This window comes from Pedobacter hiemivivus (assembly GCF_005144565.1).
Lineage (GTDB): Bacteria > Bacteroidota > Bacteroidia > Sphingobacteriales > Sphingobacteriaceae > Pedobacter > Pedobacter hiemivivus.
This window is the reverse complement of the sequence record NZ_SWDX01000001.1, coordinates 631,646-648,337: the sequence shown is the minus strand read 5'-3', so window position 1 is coordinate 648,337 and position 16,692 is coordinate 631,646. Positions and strand designations below refer to the sequence as shown.

Genomic DNA, 16,692 nt, shown 5'->3' with positions numbered 1-16,692 from the left:
AATCTTCATGATCATTAATCTTAAAAACAAAGCTATTGCTATTTGTTGTGGCCTGGTATTGCTCACATATCAGGGCATAGCGCAAAAGCTGACCAAGCATGTAAACGCATTTATTGGCTCAGAAGGTGTGGGTCACACCTTCCCTGGTGCCACAGTTCCCTTTGGCATGGTGCAGTTAAGTCCCGATACACAAGTTGATGGCTGGTCTTCATGTTCCGGCTATCAATTTACCGACAAATCTTTATTTGGATTTTCGCATACGCACATGAGTGGTACTGGCGCTGCGGATCTGGGGGATATATTATTCCTTCCATTGAGCGGAGCTATGGACGAGTCTTTTCTGAAAGGACAGAAAAGTATGGGTATGTTAAAGAACACAGAAAAAGCCAGCCCAGGCTATTATACCATTCAATTGGAAAATGGCGTAAAGGCCGAATTAACGGCTACATGTTATAGCGGTATCCACCGCTACTCCTATCCTGCCGGAAAAGAAAGATCATTGTTGATTGACCTGGAGCATACCTTAAAAAAGGAGAAAATCCACAAACTGGAACTAAAGCAAGTTTCCAAAACAGAGATTATTGGAATGCGTTTAACCAGTGGTTTCGCCGCCAATCAACCTATTTATTTCGTTGCACGGTTTTCAACACCGATCAAAGGCTTCAAAGGCTGGGTTGATGACAAGCTTACTGATGTCACTAGCCTTTCTGGGGCTGGCCTAAAGGCATTGCTTAAATTTGACGAAGGAACAGCCCCCCTTGAAATCATTGTTGGTATTTCTGCCACCGGATATGAAGGCGCATACAAAAATATCAACAGCGATACCAAAGGTTTTGGCTTTGACAAGTATGCAGCTAAAGCAACCCAAATCTGGGAAAAAGAGCTTGGAAAAGTAACACTGGATAAAAGCACTAGCCCAGACGAGTTGGCCATTTTCTATACTTCGTTATATCACACCATGATGAGTCCGAATATATTTTCGGATGTGGATCACCGATACTATGGTATGGATAAGAAAATCCACCAGGGGACCAAGCCGCACTACACTACTTTTTCGCTATGGGATACCTATAGAGCAGTACATCCATTGCTGACCATCTTGGAACCTCAAAAAAATGCGGAAATGATGCTTAGCCTGATTGAGAAATCCAAACAGTTCGGCCGTTTGCCGAAATGGGAACTATGGGGTGACGATACAGACTGTATGATCGGTAATCACGGCATCTCTGTGCTGGGCGAAGCTATTGTAAAAGGATTGAAAGGGTTCAATTATGAAGAAGCCTACCAGGCTTGTAAAAAAACCATGAATGCTGGGCAGGATCAATTACCACTTTACCAGCAATATGGATTTATCCCAAGCAACGAAGTAGGTAAAAAAAGTGTTTCTAAAAGCGTTGAGTATGCCTACAACGATTGGTGTATGGCACAAATCGCACAAAAATTAGGACATACAGCCGACTATCAGTTTTACCTTGAGCGCTCAAAAAATTACAGGAAGCTGTTTGATGGACAAACAGGTTTCTTCCGTGGCCGTCAAAACGACGGGGTATTTAAGAAAGGCTTTAGAGGAAATTACATGGATGATAACTTTACAGAAGCAACACCATGGCAATACCGTCATTATGCGCCGCATGACATTGTAGGACTAACCAATTTGTTAGGTGGAAGAGATTCACTGACCAGCTCACTGGACAAACTGTTTAATGCTGACACAGCAATTCTTGGCCGTCGCCTTCCAGATGTTACCGGTGCTTTGGGTCAATATGCACATGGAAATGAACCTAGTCACGGAACAATATTTTTATATGCCTATTCTTCTGAGCCTTGGAAAACAAGTGTTTTCTCAAGAGAAGTAATCGATCGGTTTTACCAGAATAGTACCCAAGGGCTAAGCGGTAATGATGATTGCGGACAAATGTCAGCATGGTATGTTTTCGCTTCTTTGGGTATGTACCCTATGTGTCCAGGTAGTGATGAGTTTATTCTCACAGCGCCAGCGTTTACCGAAGCAAGCATAAATCTTCCCGATGGGAAAAAGTTTACGATCAAAGTAAAAGGAGACAGAAAGAATGTGTATATCGATCAGATATACCTGAATGGAAAACAAATCGATCGCAACTTTATTAAATATGCGGAGATTATGAATGGAGGAACGATTGAATTTACGTTAAGCAAAACACCTAACAAGAACAGGGGAATTTCTCGTAAAGTATTGCCTACTTCCATGACCACTGAACAATCTGCACCAACACCTTACATTACAGGTAATTTCCGAAACTTCATTGACAGCTACACCGTAAAGTTAAATGTGCGCAACCCTCAGGCTAAAATGTATTACACTTTGGATGGTAGCAAACCTGGCAAGCATTCTTTGGAATATGTTAAACCTTTTACACTCACAAAAAGCGCAACTGTTAAAGCTGTTGCTTATGTAGACGGAATGAAAGAAAGTGATCTGATGACTGCAGCGGTAAGCAAAGTAGATTTCCTCCCTGCCCAGATCGAGCTACCTCAAACAAAAGGCATTACCTATGAGTACTACGAAGGTGAAATGAAATCTACGGAAGACATGCTGAAAATGAAACCAGTTGAAATTGGTACTACAGCAACTCATGACATCAAAGAATTAAAACATCGCCAGTTCTTTTATGGTTACATCTTCAAGTCATTTATAAAGATTGAGACAAAGGAGGTGTATACCTTTCTTGTACTTTCTGATGATGGCGCTGTTGTGCTGATAGATGATCACCCTGTTGTGCTGAACGACGGCTCACACTCTATCATGCTTGCTAGTGGTGACATTGCACTAGACCAAGGATATCATAAAGTGGAAGTACGATACTATCAGGGAACGCAATCTTCCAGCCTAAAGTTTGGTATGAAAGGGGGCGGTGTAAACTCCTGGGAGTTCCCAAAGGGCATGTTCATGGTAAGAGAATAGAAAATTGAGTCACCTTCAGGGTGAGACCTTGGTAATCCTTCGGAAAACCTATTTTTGGCTTAGGACCAAAAAAGGAGTATCATAGGGGTATGCTAGGAGTATTGTAGGACCATAGTCCTATGATACTCCTTTTACATTCCTTTTATACTCGTTGCGCTATGCAAGCCTTACCAAAGTCCTTCCGAAGAGCAGTAAAGCAACCTCTTTTCAGCGATAATAATAAATTCGGTTCTTGTTTATATTGATAAACAAGAAAAATCTTGTTTCATAATCTACATTAGTTGACAAATATAAATTTATAAAAAAAGCCTTAGATTTCTCTAAGGCTTTAGTCAAGGTACCCCCAGACGTACTGAAGTCGAACCAGTTTGTACAAGATTTGTGTATAATTAATTCAATATCAATACAATAGTTTAGGTAGCTGATTTGTGCATGCAGAATTGTTCTCCGTATGGAATTGAAACATTATAATGAAAATAATTTGATGGTGATATCTTTAAATGCAGAGATAACAATGATAGGTATTTCTTTTTTTTCGATATAAATTAACGCGCTTATACTCGTCAACGCAATAAGACTTATAGGTAAATTAAAAATGCTTGAGTTGCCATAATTACTAAAGCACCAACCAGCGAACCTGTTATCCCTAAGATAACCCAATTAACAAAAGCCTTAATACTACCATTTTTTTCACTTCTATTGAAGGAAAGAGTGTAAGATATAAATTTCTAATGATACAAGTAATATACTTCATTAATTCAGGATGACTGTTTTATGGGTGAGTGTATAACGATAAAATCTTTTTAGGAATGATTAAATGAAAATGATTTGGAATAAAAAAACGGAGACAGCCATCCAGCTTTATCTCCGCTAATTAACTATTATTAACTTAAATTTTTCATCAATCTATATTCATTTACATCATATTAATGGGGCTGGTTCTTATAATTTTCTGGCATTAATATGAACCTAATTAAATTTTCACCACTTAAGTAGTATTGAGCCGCCTTTTTGATGCGCTCTCTTGTCATCTTTTTTAAGATTTGCTCATACGTATTTACTTCATTAAAATCTTCGCCAGTATACAGTTGAGTTCTGATATAATTTGCCCAGAACGAATTATCGATCAATGCCTTTTGATGCCCTCCTAAGTCTTCCGCTTTAAATTTTTGTAGCAAATCATCATCTGGGCCGTTGGTTTTAAGTTTTTCAACTTCATCGAGCGCTGCCGCAATAAGTCTATCCACATTTTCAGGCGCACAATCGAATGCAAACCGAATTCGATAGCGTTCTTCTGGAATTTTATCATATTTAACCCCAACTGACGGAGAATAGGTGCCACTTTCTTCTTCGCGCAAACGGTTGATTATTCGAATCTGTAAAATTTCTTTTAGGGCATCCAATTCCTTATTATTTTCAGCAGAATAGATATACCTACCATTAAAGCTTAGGTTTACGCTCGATTTCTGTTCAGTTCCTTTATGCACCAACTTGGTGATTTTTCCAGACGGTGGATAGTTTCCCAAATTTTTGGCCACATATTTAACTTTAGTTGGCGATGAGGGTAAAGAAGCTATGTATTTTTCGATAAGTGGTTTAATCTGAGCGGTGGTAAAACTACCCGTAAATACAAAAGTGAAATTAGCAGCATTGCCAAATTGCTCCTTATAAATTTTGTAGGCCTTATCCAATTCTATCGATGCCATAAAAGCAGAATCTGGAGCTCTATATCGAAAATTATTGTTAAAAAGTACGTTGTTGATGGTATCAGAAAATACGCTTTCGGGAGATTTTTCTTTTCTGGATGGATTAACTTTATACATTTCCATAAAGCCTTTAAAAGCTTCTTTGCTATACACAGGCTCGGCCATTTTAGCATAAATTACTTGTAGCATTAGCTCAAAATCTTTAAGCCCTGAAAAACCACCTATACTAGCTTCATATTCGCCAATACCCGAGTAAACACCTAAATTTTTTGTCCCTAAAAATTTACTTAAATCGCTATACGAATAATTTCCTAAGCCCGACATCGAAAAGATGTTGGATGCATAGGCAGCCGAAGGGTGGTCGGTATCCGTATATATCGACGTGCCGCCCGGTGCAAAACCAACTATATTAAGATCGTTTTCTTTGAAATCACTCGGCTTTAAGATTACTTTAGCTCCATTGCTTAAGATCCATTCTGTAGCATTAATCGCCTCTATTTTCTTTTCTTTAAGCACTTTACCGGGTGCAGGCGCTTTGGTGATTAATGTTTTATTAGTGGGCTGATCTTTATAATTTTCGATATTTTCTTTGCTCACGGCATCCATCCATTGTATTACCTGTATTTCGCTAGGTAAATTGGCCTTTTCAGCTTCAGGCGCTATGATCATAATATCTACATTCGTGGCACCTAAATATTCTTTTGTAAAAGAGGCTAAATCGCTCAAGCCGATGCTTGGCATATATTGCTTTATTAAGATGAGTTCTGCAGTTAAACCAGGTTCTGCTGCGCCATTTAAAAAATACTGTAGATAGGCATTTGCATATTCAGTTGATCCTTTAGTTACACTGTTTTCAAGAGAACGTTCCATTCTTTCGGCAAAATTTTTCTTGGCCTCGTCTAATTCCGATTGCGCGAAGCCATAGCGTTTAAGGCGCTCTGTTTCTGTCCACACGGTTTTAAAACTCTTTTCAAGTTGCCCTTGCTTGGGTTCAAAACTTACCGCATAGTTGTCTAATCCAGTAATGAGATCACTTACGCCAGAATAGGCACTAATGAATGGTGGATTATTTTTAGCATCACTTAATTGTTGAATTCTGTCCCTTAACATCGCATTAAATAGATTTTCGACAATATATCTTCTATAATGGGCATTGGTTTTAAGTTCAGGAGCTTTGTGTTTAATGCGAATAGACAGCTGGGTTTTAGCAATTTCTGGGTCTGTAATTGCTAAAAATTGGTTTTTACCCGTTAGCGGAACTACGTATTCTTTTCGCTCTCGTGCTTGCGCTGGATTTTTAAGGTCTGAAAATTTAGCTTTAATCGTTTGCTCCATCTCGTTCACATCTACGTCGCCAACCACAATTAAGGCTTGTAAGTTTGGTCGGTACCAATCTTTATAAAACTGCCTCAAGGTTTCTGGTTTAAAGTTGATGAGCACGGAATCGATACCTATGGGTAATCGGTCTACATAACGGGAATTGTTCATTAACATTGGTAGTGTTTTTTGCTGTATCCTGCTACTTGCACCTTTCCCAACTCTTTTTTCTTCTATTATTACACCACGCTCTTTATTAATCTCGTCGGTATCTAACAGTGCTTCTTGCGCCCAATCTCTCATAATCTGTATCCCGTTTTTAATGACGTCGGGTTTGTCTGATGGTAGTGGTAATTGATACACAGTTTCGTTAAATCCAGTATACGCATTAATATCAGCTCCAAATCGTATTCCTGCCTTTTGTAGATAACTTACCAATTCATTTTTAGGAAAATGAGTGGTGCCATTAAAGTTCATGTGTTCCATAAAATGAGCAAGACCACGTTGGTTGTTTTCTTCCAATATAGAGCCTATCTTATTCGCCAGGTAAAATATCACTTGCTTTTTAGGGCTGTTGTTTTTCCTGATGTAATAGGTGAAACCATTAGCTAATTTCCCTGTTCTTACGGCAATATCAAGTGGTAGCAGCTCAGCAGCTGGGCTATTCTCTCCAATTTTAATTGTTTCGGTCTGGATAGCATCTTTCGCAAATATCGCTTTCAATTTAGCATTAAGCGCTTCTCCTCTAAGGCTTTTTGCGATAATTATACCATTAGGGTCAATCAGAAAGTTTTCGGGAATACTACCTACACCATATTGTGCTCTAACCTTATTTTTATCACCTGAAAAATCGCAAACATGTGTCCAATTACCCACCTTATCCTCCTTAATAGCTTGCAGCCAAATTGCTTTTGCCTTTTCTCCAACACTACCTCCACCATCTATAGAGAGACTAAGGATTGTGAAATTCTGATCTTTATAGGTATTATACTGTGTAATTAAGTTTGGATGCTCATCACGGCAAGGGTGGCACCATGATGCCCAAAAATCTATTAAGACATATTTGCCCTTAAAATCAGATAATTTAATTGGTTTTCCATTTTGATCTGGCTGTATAAAATCTGGCGCTAGGCTACCTACATCTACCTTTTTCCAGTTCAACAATTTTTGCTGGTAGGCTTTCCCTTGGGATGAATTTTTAAGCTCGGCAGACAAGCTATTAAAAAGCGGTTCCACGATTGAAATATCTGGGACACCACGAGACAATTTAAAATCAAGTTCTACTAAACTTACCATTGCATTAGGATGCGATTTAATAAAATTAATGCTTGCCTGCTTTATGGCTAACTCGCGTTCATTGTTGTCCTTAATTGTATTGAAAATTGATTTTTCTTTTTCAAGTTGGCGGTTCAGGTCATTATTTAGAGTACCAGATATCACTGCTCCATATAGCCCATTACTACTATTTACCTGTATAACGCCTGGCTCTAGCCAAAATTTAATAATCGTAGCCATACTTTTGCCATCGCTAGGGTTTTTAAGCAGTAAATCAGCGGAGGTGACTCCATTAATGCCACCCTTTATTTTAAAGATCCCATTTTGAAGATCACTTTCGGCATATTTAGTCTTACCATCTTCTTTATAGCTTACTGAAATAACGAAGGGACTGTTAAAATTTCCTATTTTTCCGGTAATCTCAAATTCCTTTTGCTGTGCCATTAAGGCTAAAGGAAATAGCATCAAAAGACACCATATTGTTCTTAAATTATAATTCATTTGTATGTTTTTTTACCTGAGCAAACAGGAAATTTGTAATTAATTACATAGTAAACCTGCATGGTTTCCTAGGATTTACAATTGGTAGTAAAAGCAACAGTAAGCGATATTTTCCTTACTGCTGCTTTTAAAATTTAATAGGTATTTTGTTTAATTGCACCAGCGCTATTATTAATATCAGTTTGCGGTAACGGAGAAGCAAAACGTCTTGAATTAGCAGGGAGTGTATATTGCTGTGTGGGTTGTGTGCTCTGTACTGCCGAAGGCGTATAAGGATAAAAAGTTTTGGTAATTACGGGCACATCATCATTTGCATAGTTGTTTGTATTAAACCTGCGAATATCTGCCCAACGCTGTGCAAAAGGCATTTCCCGACGACGTTCCTGTAAAATAACATTAATGGCCTGATCTTGGCTGGCGGCGGCTAAAGGCGCCGTTCCAGTAACCGTTCTCTTACTGTAAAGCAAATTTACCGTAGTCATTGCTCCGCTAAAATCACCTATTCGTGCTTGGCATTCTGCCTTGGTCAAGACCATTTCGGCTACAGTTGGTCCTTCTAAGATTTTAGTATCTGCAAAAAAAACATAACCCGGATAATCGACTGATGGGCTTGTCATCCCTCTTCTATAAGAAAAACCTTGTGTATAATGATATTTATAACGAAGATCGTTATTCTGATCGTATAGGCTTAACAAGCTTTGGCTGGGGATATACCATTGTGTGGTATTGTGAATTAGTCTGTAGTACAATAACTCTTTCCAAGCGAAGGCATCAGTAGGATCAAACGAAGCCTCTCTATCGTGCATATATGGAAATGTTAAAGTAACCGTTCTCGCATTTGCTGTTCCTGGATCAATTGAGACAGTAGAGGCTGTGCCAAAGCTCATTTCTGTATTATAATTAATCAGTGTACTATATAAGGAAAGTGAGGCATTGGCATACGTTAATGCCTTCGAATAATCATTCCTATTCAGGTAATACCTTGCGGCAAAAGCATTGGCCGCCGCAGTATTTGCCCTCCATGGGCGAGCTTTCCCATTTTGCACCAAAGGAACCGTTATTTTTAAGGCTTCAGCAAGATCAGCCTCAATTAATTGATACGTTTCGGCTAGCGAACTTCGAGCAGGCACCTCATAATCTGGAGTAGTTTTGATTGGTAATCCAGGTTCATTTTTATTGGCTTCGGTATAGGGCAAACAATAGGCAGTGGCTAATTGCCAATAACTATATGCTCTGATCAAATGCGCATCGGCCTTTAGATTCGCTTTTTCTTCCGCAGTTCCTGTTACTTTATCTACATGAAGCAAGACCAAATTGGCATTAAATACTTTATTATATTCACTAGTCCAAAAATTGGTGCCGCTAAAGTCAGAAACATCCCGGTTGGCAAGATCGGTTTTGTCCCACAAGGTAAATTCAATCTGTGGGATGGTAAATGTAGTTGGTCTTGCATTGTAAAGCGCTACAGAAAAGCCGTTATCATCGGTTCCGTGTATAGTAATATTGTTATTTTCTTGGCTAAATGAGTTATAGTTCTCAAGCAAAGCATTCAAATCTGAAGCATTTTGAATAAGCACAGAAGTTCCCTTAGAGGGTCTTTCGTTCAAAAACTTTTCGCAGGAAGCCAAGAGGGTGGTTGCCATCAACAGTATGATGGTTAAATATAATTGATGTGTTGATTTCATGATTCTAGGAATTAAAGTTGAAATTTGATGCCAAACGTATACTGCGCACGAGGTCTAACGGTACCAAAACCATTTATAGAGCCTGTTGGATAATCCGGATCGATGCCCGTATCATTAGCCAGCCAAGTGTACACGTTATTGCCCTGAAATAATAATTGTGCACCACGTACATTGATCTTGTTTAATAATTTAGTAGGAATATTATAACTTAAATTAAATTCCTGTAATCGGATCAAAGAGGAAGTTACATAGTTATAAGACAGGTAAGGATAAAAAGTTATCCAGCTACCAAAAGTGGCATCATTAGGATTACTAGGCAAAGTTAAAATCTGGTTCGGGTCGCCATTTAAAACTTTTGACAGTTGGCTATTTGGCGGTGTTGTTGTACCAGCTCTTGGATAATTGAAAAATTGCGATCTAAATATTCCTCCTGCCCTTGCTGTTATGATAAACGACAAGTTAAAATCATATACTTTGAATGAGTTGGTCATCCCGAAATTATAGGGTGCATCTTGTGGTCCCAATTGCTTTAAAAAACCCCGTGCATCTCCATTTGGGAACGAATTTAAGGCGATAGGACCTGAAGGTCCCTGTACTGCTGGAGAGTTAGGCCCTCCTGGAACGGAACCAGGTAGTACCAACCCAAGATATTGATAAGCCCAAACGGTACTCGCACTATAACCTTCTACATAAGATGCAGACCCACCATTTACTAAACTAAATGCTTGATAGTTGGTATTAAATAGTCGCGTAATCTTATTACTGTTATATGCTGCATTGAAATTTCCATTCCATGAGATATCCGTTCCTTTAATTGGAAGCGAAGTTCCCAAGGTAATTTCTATACCGCGATTGGTCATAGCTGCATTGTTAAATCGCTGGTTAGTTGCACCCACTACAGACGAAACGGGGATTTGAGCAATCAAATCTGTACCTCTTTTCTCATACACATCAACTTTTCCATATAATTTATTGTTCAAAACCGCATAATCAAAACCAAGATTTAATGTTGCAGTTTTTTCCCAGGTTAGTGTTGGATTTCCCTGATTGGCGACAGTAGCGGTAGTGGCATTGGTATATTGGTTGGGAGTACCCGCTAGACTAAGTAAAGTGAAAGGGCTGGTAGAATTATCTACGTTACCTGTACGCCCATAAGTAGCACGTAAAGTTAGCCTATCCAACCAATAAATATTTTTCATATAATTCTCCCCGGTAATATTGTACCTTAAACCCATTGAATAAAACGGAGAGGAACGGTATTTAGGATCGGCAGCAATTAAATTGGATGCATCGGTACGATAACTGCCAGACAAAGTATATTTCCCTTTATAGGTATAAGCGGCATTAGCGAAAACAGAATAATATTTTTGGACGGAGTAGCCAAAACTGTTGGTATATTGAAAGCTGTTAAATCCTTGAATGTTTGTACTAACAGCGGGCCTCGCAATGCCGGGGCCAAATGGAAAAGTACCTACGGTTAAGGTCTTCTCATTATAACCGAAAGTGGTAGGATTGGTAAACGATTCACCAACTGACCTGCTAACCTCCGTACCAGCAACTGCATTAATTTCATGATCATTACCAATTGTACGCGAAAAGTTAATTTGGTTTCTAAAATTGTAAGCTTCTGTTGTACTTCTGTTCTGATCGAAAGTTCCACCTAGAGGATAGCTTAGCGTAACGTTACCGGTAGGTTGCAAGTTCCAGAATGCCGATTCGTTAATCCTTTGTCTAACCCTGAAAGTTTGATCGCTTTGGTAATTTTTAAGTTGTATAGAAAAATTTTCATATTGAATTTGTGGCGAATAACTAAGCCCTTTTAATATTTTAATAGTTAAACCAGCTTGTAACCTCCCAATGATATCACTTTGCACAACATTGCGTCCATTGATATCCTGGATTGGATTATAAGAGAAGGAATAAGGAAATCTAGAAACTGGCACAAAACGATCAAGTATAGGCTGATAATATTGGTGAATATCTGTTAATGATCCATCAGGGTTTTTTAGAAGTTCATAGGGTGATATCCCTTGAATGTCAAAAGCGCTCGCTCCATTATTGGTCGCTTTTTGTAATTGAAAAGTTGAAGAAAGGTTAAAATCAAGCCATTTGAAGATGTTGGCGGATGCACGATAATTTACAGCATACCTATAATTGCTGGAACCCTTAAAATTAGATTGAACCTGTTCGGCAAGTATGGAAACTAGGTTGTTAATATTTTTACCTCCACCAGATAAGGCTACGTTATACTGATGGGTAGTAGGATTAGCCAACAAGTAATCCGAAATCTGACTTCGGTTATCTTGACTGCTTAATTGATTTAAATTATTAGTTAACTGCGCATTGGATAAGAATCCTAAAAAGTTTTCATTAAGGTTAACTGTTGCCTCACTTTGCCTGAAATAATTACCAGAATATGAATTAGTCATAATTCTTGCACCCCATTTTTGAAACGCCAACTGTTCATAAGCTACAGTTGCTGAAGAGGAGGCAAAACCGGTCAAATAATCCACACTAACTTTACGGGCAAGACTTGTGAACGCGGAAAATTCAATTTTAAGCGGGCTGTTGTTTACTCCTTTTTTAGTGGTGATTACGATTACACCATTGGCCGCTTTTGCTCCCCAGACCGAGGAGGCTGCAGCATCTTTTAATATACTTATACTCTCTACATCATTAGGATTCAATGTAGAATATTGATCTAAAGCACCCCTGACTGGAAATCCATCTACAACAACCAAAGGCTGGTTACTCGTACCACCATTAAAGGAACCAGCAAATAATGTGGATTGGCCACGTACCTTAATATTTGGCCTGCCGTTTACATCTAAAGATACCTGCATACCTGCCGTAGTACCGATTAATCGTGAAGCGATATTAACAGATGGCCTTCCTAATTGTTCGTTATTAATATTATCAAATGCACCGGTAACACGCTCAGCGGCAATTTGTTGATAACCCGTGTTCACCACATTAACGGTAGTTAGTATAGTAGAAGTGCCAGACATCCTAATATTCATGTTAATATTGGAGTTTTGCACGGAGATGTCCCTCGTTTCAGTACGGTAACCAACATAAGTAACCGTTAACTTATAATCTCCAGCAGGCATATTTGCGAATTCAAAATTACCAAAATCGTTTGTAATGGTTACATAGGAAGTTTTCCCAACTAAATTTACATTAGCTCCTGAAACTGCCTGTCCAAGAGAATCGGTTACTTGCCCTTTAAGAGTACCTTGCCTAAAAAAATCGGTAAATTTACTCGCTTGAAAATCTGTTGTCCTTCTAATCACGACAGATTTATCTTCGATAATGTAGGTTAGTTCCTTTCCAGAAACCAGTTGCTTCATCACGTTATCTAAATCACTGTTAATAAAATTTACATCGATTCGTTTATTGGTCTTAAATTCAGAACTTTCTACCAACACATTAAATCCAGTTTGTTTACGGATTTCGAAGAAAAGTTTTGCATAGGAAATGTTTTTCCCCTTAAGCGTAAAGCGCTGTGCAAAGGTAGAGGCGCTTACTTGCATAAGCGAAAGCAATAATATGAATGTGGTAAGCTTCATAATTAATAGCAATTTTTGTACATAGCGGTTAGGCGTACAAAAAAAATTAGTATAATTTTTATACATTTGATAGGCTGTTAATGGTATGTGCTGATCTTTCGACGGACTCTTGCACACAACCATGGTTTACGAAAATAATTGTTAATCAATTTTTTGCGGATAGCTAAAGGGCTTCGATGTTAAATCGTGGTCCTTTTTTTATCACTGATCATTACTGGCTTTCTTTTTTTTCTTTCATGAGTTGGTTTGTTTGGGTTAGTTTATTGTTGATTTGTTTTAATTCTGATTCTTTCTACTAATTGTTAAGACCTCTTTATTGATGGAAAATGTTGCCACGTTGGTTTTTTCAAGCATATTAAGTACTTTGGAAATATTTTCGAACTTGTTAATGGTGCCAATAAATGATCTAGTTTTAAGGGATTGATCTTCATAAACCACCTTCACATTGTACCATCTCGACAATTTATCCATTATATTTTCCAATGATTCGTTATTGAACATAAAAAACCCATCCTTCCAGGCCACTTCATATTCTGCATCAATCTCTTTAATTTCTATTCCAATCGAAGATGTTATTGCCTGCTGATTTGGTTTTAAGATTTTAGGTTTGCCAATTCGGGGTATAATTTTAACAGCACCTTCTAACAGGGTAGTTTTGAAACCCAACCCTTGGGTATAACTATCTATATTGAAATGAGTCCCCAGCACCTCCACAGACTGATCTTTTGTCTTCACTATAAAAGGGTGTGATTTATCTTTGGCTACTTCGAAATATCCTTCTCCTGTTAAGGAAACTTGCCTCTTATTTGACTTTCCAAAACTTGTTGGATATTTCAAGGAAGATTCCGCATTTAAAAACACGAGGGTTCCATCGGGCAAACGCAGCTGTGTCTGTTCCCCTCGTGTAGTAGTTAGGGTATTATATGAGATTTCTCTAAGGTCGTTATCTGTAATTTCATATATGATTTGGCCATCAGCGGTCTTTGAAATTTTAACGCCAGACTGTATTGCAATGTTACCTGCATGTGCATCATTGATCAAAATCTTTTTACCATTGGCTAAAGTTAAGGTTGCACCGTTCTTACCTGGAGCTATATCATTTTGAAAAGCTATCTGATTTTGATTGTCGCCAGAATGCTTAACGTTGTAGAAGTAATAACCGAAACTTGCTAACAATAAAATTGAAGCGGCAACAGCAATCCTGCCCCAAGACGATTTACTTTTATAAAGTTTAACAGTTTTTGTTTGATGTATTCCGATGCTTTGGATAATCCTGTCATGCAACTTAGAAACCTCTTTGTCGGCCATATTGGCCTGCAAATTTTCTCTTATAACTTTTTGGGACTCCTCAATTAAGATATGATCCCATTCTTTTTGATAGTTTCCAGTCGCAAAAAGTTCCATTACCCTATCAAGCTCCTGTGAACTGCATTGATTGTTGTAATGTTTTTTAAATAAGTTGATGATTTCTAAGTTCACTTTTATTTCTTTTTATACCTATTACAATTGGTAGGAACAAAACAACTATGTGAACTGAAAATAAATTTAATATTATTTTACAATACATGCTAGAATGACCATCATAGCATTTCGGAGGGTGATAAATTCTCGGATTGATTTGAGGGCTTTGGTCATTTGATTGTTTACGGTACTTTCTGCAATACCTAATTCCGTTGCGGTCTGCTTGTAGCTTTGTCCTTGGATTTTACACCTTACAAATATTTCTCTGCATTGTGTGGGAAGACTATTTATAGCTTCGCTATACAAAGAATTACTTTCATTATATTCCAGTAGCTGTTCGGTAGAATTATCTTCTGAAATTGAATGTTTTCTAATTTCTTCTACTATATAGGATTCTTGATTTGCTCGTTTCATCAAGTTAAGCAAGTGTCTTCTAGCAATGGTATATAGATAAGGCTTAAAAGGCTGTTCTGAATCAATCTGCATCCTGTTCTCCCAAACCTTGATAAAAGTATCATGTACAACATCTTCTGCTATGGTAGGAGATTTGGCTGCCTTTTGAATGAAATATTTCAGCTGTTTAACATGGCTATAGTAAAGGCTACTCAACGCAGAAGTATTATCCTGTTGGAGTAATTCAATAAGCTCCTTCTCACTATGTATGCTATAATTACTCATATGTTCGATTAACGAATTTACGGAAAAATATATCATTATTGATTCGCGAACATTTATTGGTAATCGATTTAATGTATACATTCGATCAACTGACCAAATAAAGACACACTTGGCCCTTGATTGGCATCATCATCTTGAATGCCATCTTTTAGCCTCTCCCGACTCAAATTTAGATTTAGTCTTTGCCGGTTTTTAGCTCAATTCAATGATCATTACAATAATCCCATTTGATCTTTAAATTGCCCAAAACTGGCCCCAACAAGTCCACTTTACCCCTAAATATGTCAACTGCCCTGCCCTCACCATTTTAAATATAGAATTTGTAAACAGTATTTTTATAGGAGTTATCAAAATCGAACCATTGCATCATCAGGGTAACCGGAAAGGGCTCGAACCAAAAATAGCCTAAATATCATTAATTCGATGATTTGACAATTCTCTAAAAAGAAAAAGGCCCTTAACGATATCTTAAATGGCTATGCGTCAGTGGTGTTTAGTTCGAAACCATTTTGTGGACGGATTGATTGAAATAGGCGATTTTCAAAAATTTTGATGAAGTGAAGATTGCTGTATTTTTTTAACTGCTATCTATAGGAGCTTAATTCAATACATTTCCCATGGCTTCAAGTGCTTTATTTCTTATTGAGAGAATATCAAGAAGTTTATCGAAACAGTGCAATGCTGTCTTTTGCTCTTCACGGCATTTAAAAGGTTCAAGCCTAAGCCTGGAATATATTGCAAATAACAGAACCAATGATTCATCACCAAGATAGGCTTTTTTACTGATATCAACTTTCTCTGCAATATCGAGGCAATACGTTATATCATCGACCCGATCTTTCCAGAATAATGGACTATTTTGGAAATTAAAGGTCGAACCGGTAAAGTTAATCTTGCGGCACAACTTATCTATCATATTAACAGTTTGTTACCTCGTAAAAAAAGCCGAAGTTAGAACTAAGATTAGAACTAACTCCGGCTTGGTCTTCCCCGTCGGAGATCGAACCAAAATCTTCGTTTCCCCCCAATAGAGGCATATTTAAAATTAGGTAAAAACCAAAAACCCCTCTCTAAGTGCTTTAGAGAGGGGTTGTACCCAGCGCCGGAGTCGAACCGGCACGGTTTCCCACAGGTGTTTGAGACCAGCGCGTCTACCAATTCCGCCAGCTGGGCATTTGCTTATTCAGCGGGTTGCAAATGTATGAATTGATTTTATATTTGCAAACTTTTATTTCAATTTTCTTCTTTTAGCTTTTTATCCACCCAAAAAGGGGCAAAAGGTAGCAAGGAAGCAACCCCAATTAAGGCTGATTTCTTAAAACTCCATTTATATTCCACCCATGCCATAATTAAAAACATAATATAAAGCACGAACAGCAAGCCATGGGCCCATCCCGTGTATTTAACGGCCAAAGGCATCTCTGCCCAATACTTTAGCGGCATCGCAATAAATATCAGCAGAACGTAAGAAATACCTTCAGCGACAGCTACTTTTCTAAAAATTGATAATGTATTCATGCAATTGATTTAAGGCCGAAATTACCTCAAATAAACAGTGT

The 16,692-nt window shown here is 38.0% G+C and carries 8 protein-coding genes and 1 tRNA gene; 1 reads left to right on the top strand and 8 read right to left on the bottom strand.

Annotation, left to right across the window (positions count from 1 at the left end):
- Positions 1–7 precede the first annotated feature (7 nt).
- Positions 8–2,941, top strand: a complete 2,934-nt coding sequence (locus tag FBD94_RS02435; protein WP_136878933.1) for a GH92 family glycosyl hydrolase — start codon at positions 8–10, stop codon at positions 2,939–2,941.
- A 926-nt stretch (positions 2,942–3,867) separates the two neighbouring features.
- Here FBD94_RS02435 and FBD94_RS02430 read toward each other — a convergent pair.
- The 8 genes from FBD94_RS02430 to FBD94_RS02395 form a co-directional block, all read right to left on the bottom strand.
- Positions 3,868–7,740 carry an insulinase family protein gene (locus tag FBD94_RS02430; RefSeq protein WP_136878932.1) on the bottom strand — a complete coding sequence of 1,291 codons (3,873 nt, stop codon included), beginning with the start codon at positions 7,738–7,740 and terminating at the stop codon, positions 3,868–3,870.
- Between the two features lie 134 nt (positions 7,741–7,874).
- A complete protein-coding gene (locus FBD94_RS02425) occupies positions 7,875–9,425 on the bottom strand; it encodes a RagB/SusD family nutrient uptake outer membrane protein (protein ID WP_136878931.1) in 1,551 nt (516 codons plus the stop codon).
- An 11-nt stretch (positions 9,426–9,436) separates the two neighbouring features.
- Positions 9,437–12,994, bottom strand: a complete 3,558-nt coding sequence (locus tag FBD94_RS02420) for a SusC/RagA family TonB-linked outer membrane protein (RefSeq protein WP_169472191.1) — start codon at positions 12,992–12,994, stop codon at positions 9,437–9,439.
- Positions 12,995–13,270: 276 nt separating this feature from the next.
- Positions 13,271–14,473 (bottom strand): FecR family protein, encoded by a 1,203-nt coding sequence (locus FBD94_RS02415; protein WP_136878929.1) that lies wholly within the window; start codon positions 14,471–14,473, stop codon positions 13,271–13,273.
- 72 nt (positions 14,474–14,545) lie between these two features.
- Positions 14,546–15,133 carry an RNA polymerase sigma factor gene (locus tag FBD94_RS02410; RefSeq protein ID WP_169472190.1) on the bottom strand — a complete coding sequence of 196 codons (588 nt, stop codon included), beginning with the start codon at positions 15,131–15,133 and terminating at the stop codon, positions 14,546–14,548.
- 598 nt (positions 15,134–15,731) lie between these two features.
- Positions 15,732–16,049 carry a hypothetical protein gene (locus FBD94_RS02405; protein ID WP_136878927.1) on the bottom strand — a complete coding sequence of 106 codons (318 nt, stop codon included), beginning with the start codon at positions 16,047–16,049 and terminating at the stop codon, positions 15,732–15,734.
- A 177-nt stretch (positions 16,050–16,226) separates the two neighbouring features.
- Positions 16,227–16,306 (bottom strand) — tRNA-Leu (locus FBD94_RS02400).
- Between the two features lie 60 nt (positions 16,307–16,366).
- Positions 16,367–16,651: a DUF3817 domain-containing protein gene (locus tag FBD94_RS02395; protein ID WP_131611047.1), complete on the bottom strand. Its 285-nt coding sequence runs from the start codon at positions 16,649–16,651 to the stop codon at positions 16,367–16,369.
- Positions 16,652–16,692: the final 41 nt, after the last annotated feature.

Coding starts and splice junctions, on each gene's coding strand:
- FBD94_RS02395 (WP_131611047.1), bottom strand. CDS start 16,651: ATGAATACATTATCAATTTTTAGAAAAGTAGCTGTCGCTGAAGGTATT.
- FBD94_RS02435 (WP_136878933.1), top strand. CDS start 8: ATGATCATTAATCTTAAAAACAAAGCTATTGCTATTTGTTGTGGCCTG.
- FBD94_RS02425 (WP_136878931.1), bottom strand. CDS start 9,425: ATGAAATCAACACATCAATTATATTTAACCATCATACTGTTGATGGCA.
- FBD94_RS02420 (WP_169472191.1), bottom strand. CDS start 12,994: ATGAAGCTTACCACATTCATATTATTGCTTTCGCTTATGCAAGTAAGC.
- FBD94_RS02410 (WP_169472190.1), bottom strand. CDS start 15,133: ATGAGTAATTATAGCATACATAGTGAGAAGGAGCTTATTGAATTACTC.
- FBD94_RS02430 (WP_136878932.1), bottom strand. CDS start 7,740: ATGAATTATAATTTAAGAACAATATGGTGTCTTTTGATGCTATTTCCT.
- FBD94_RS02405 (WP_136878927.1), bottom strand. CDS start 16,049: ATGATAGATAAGTTGTGCCGCAAGATTAACTTTACCGGTTCGACCTTT.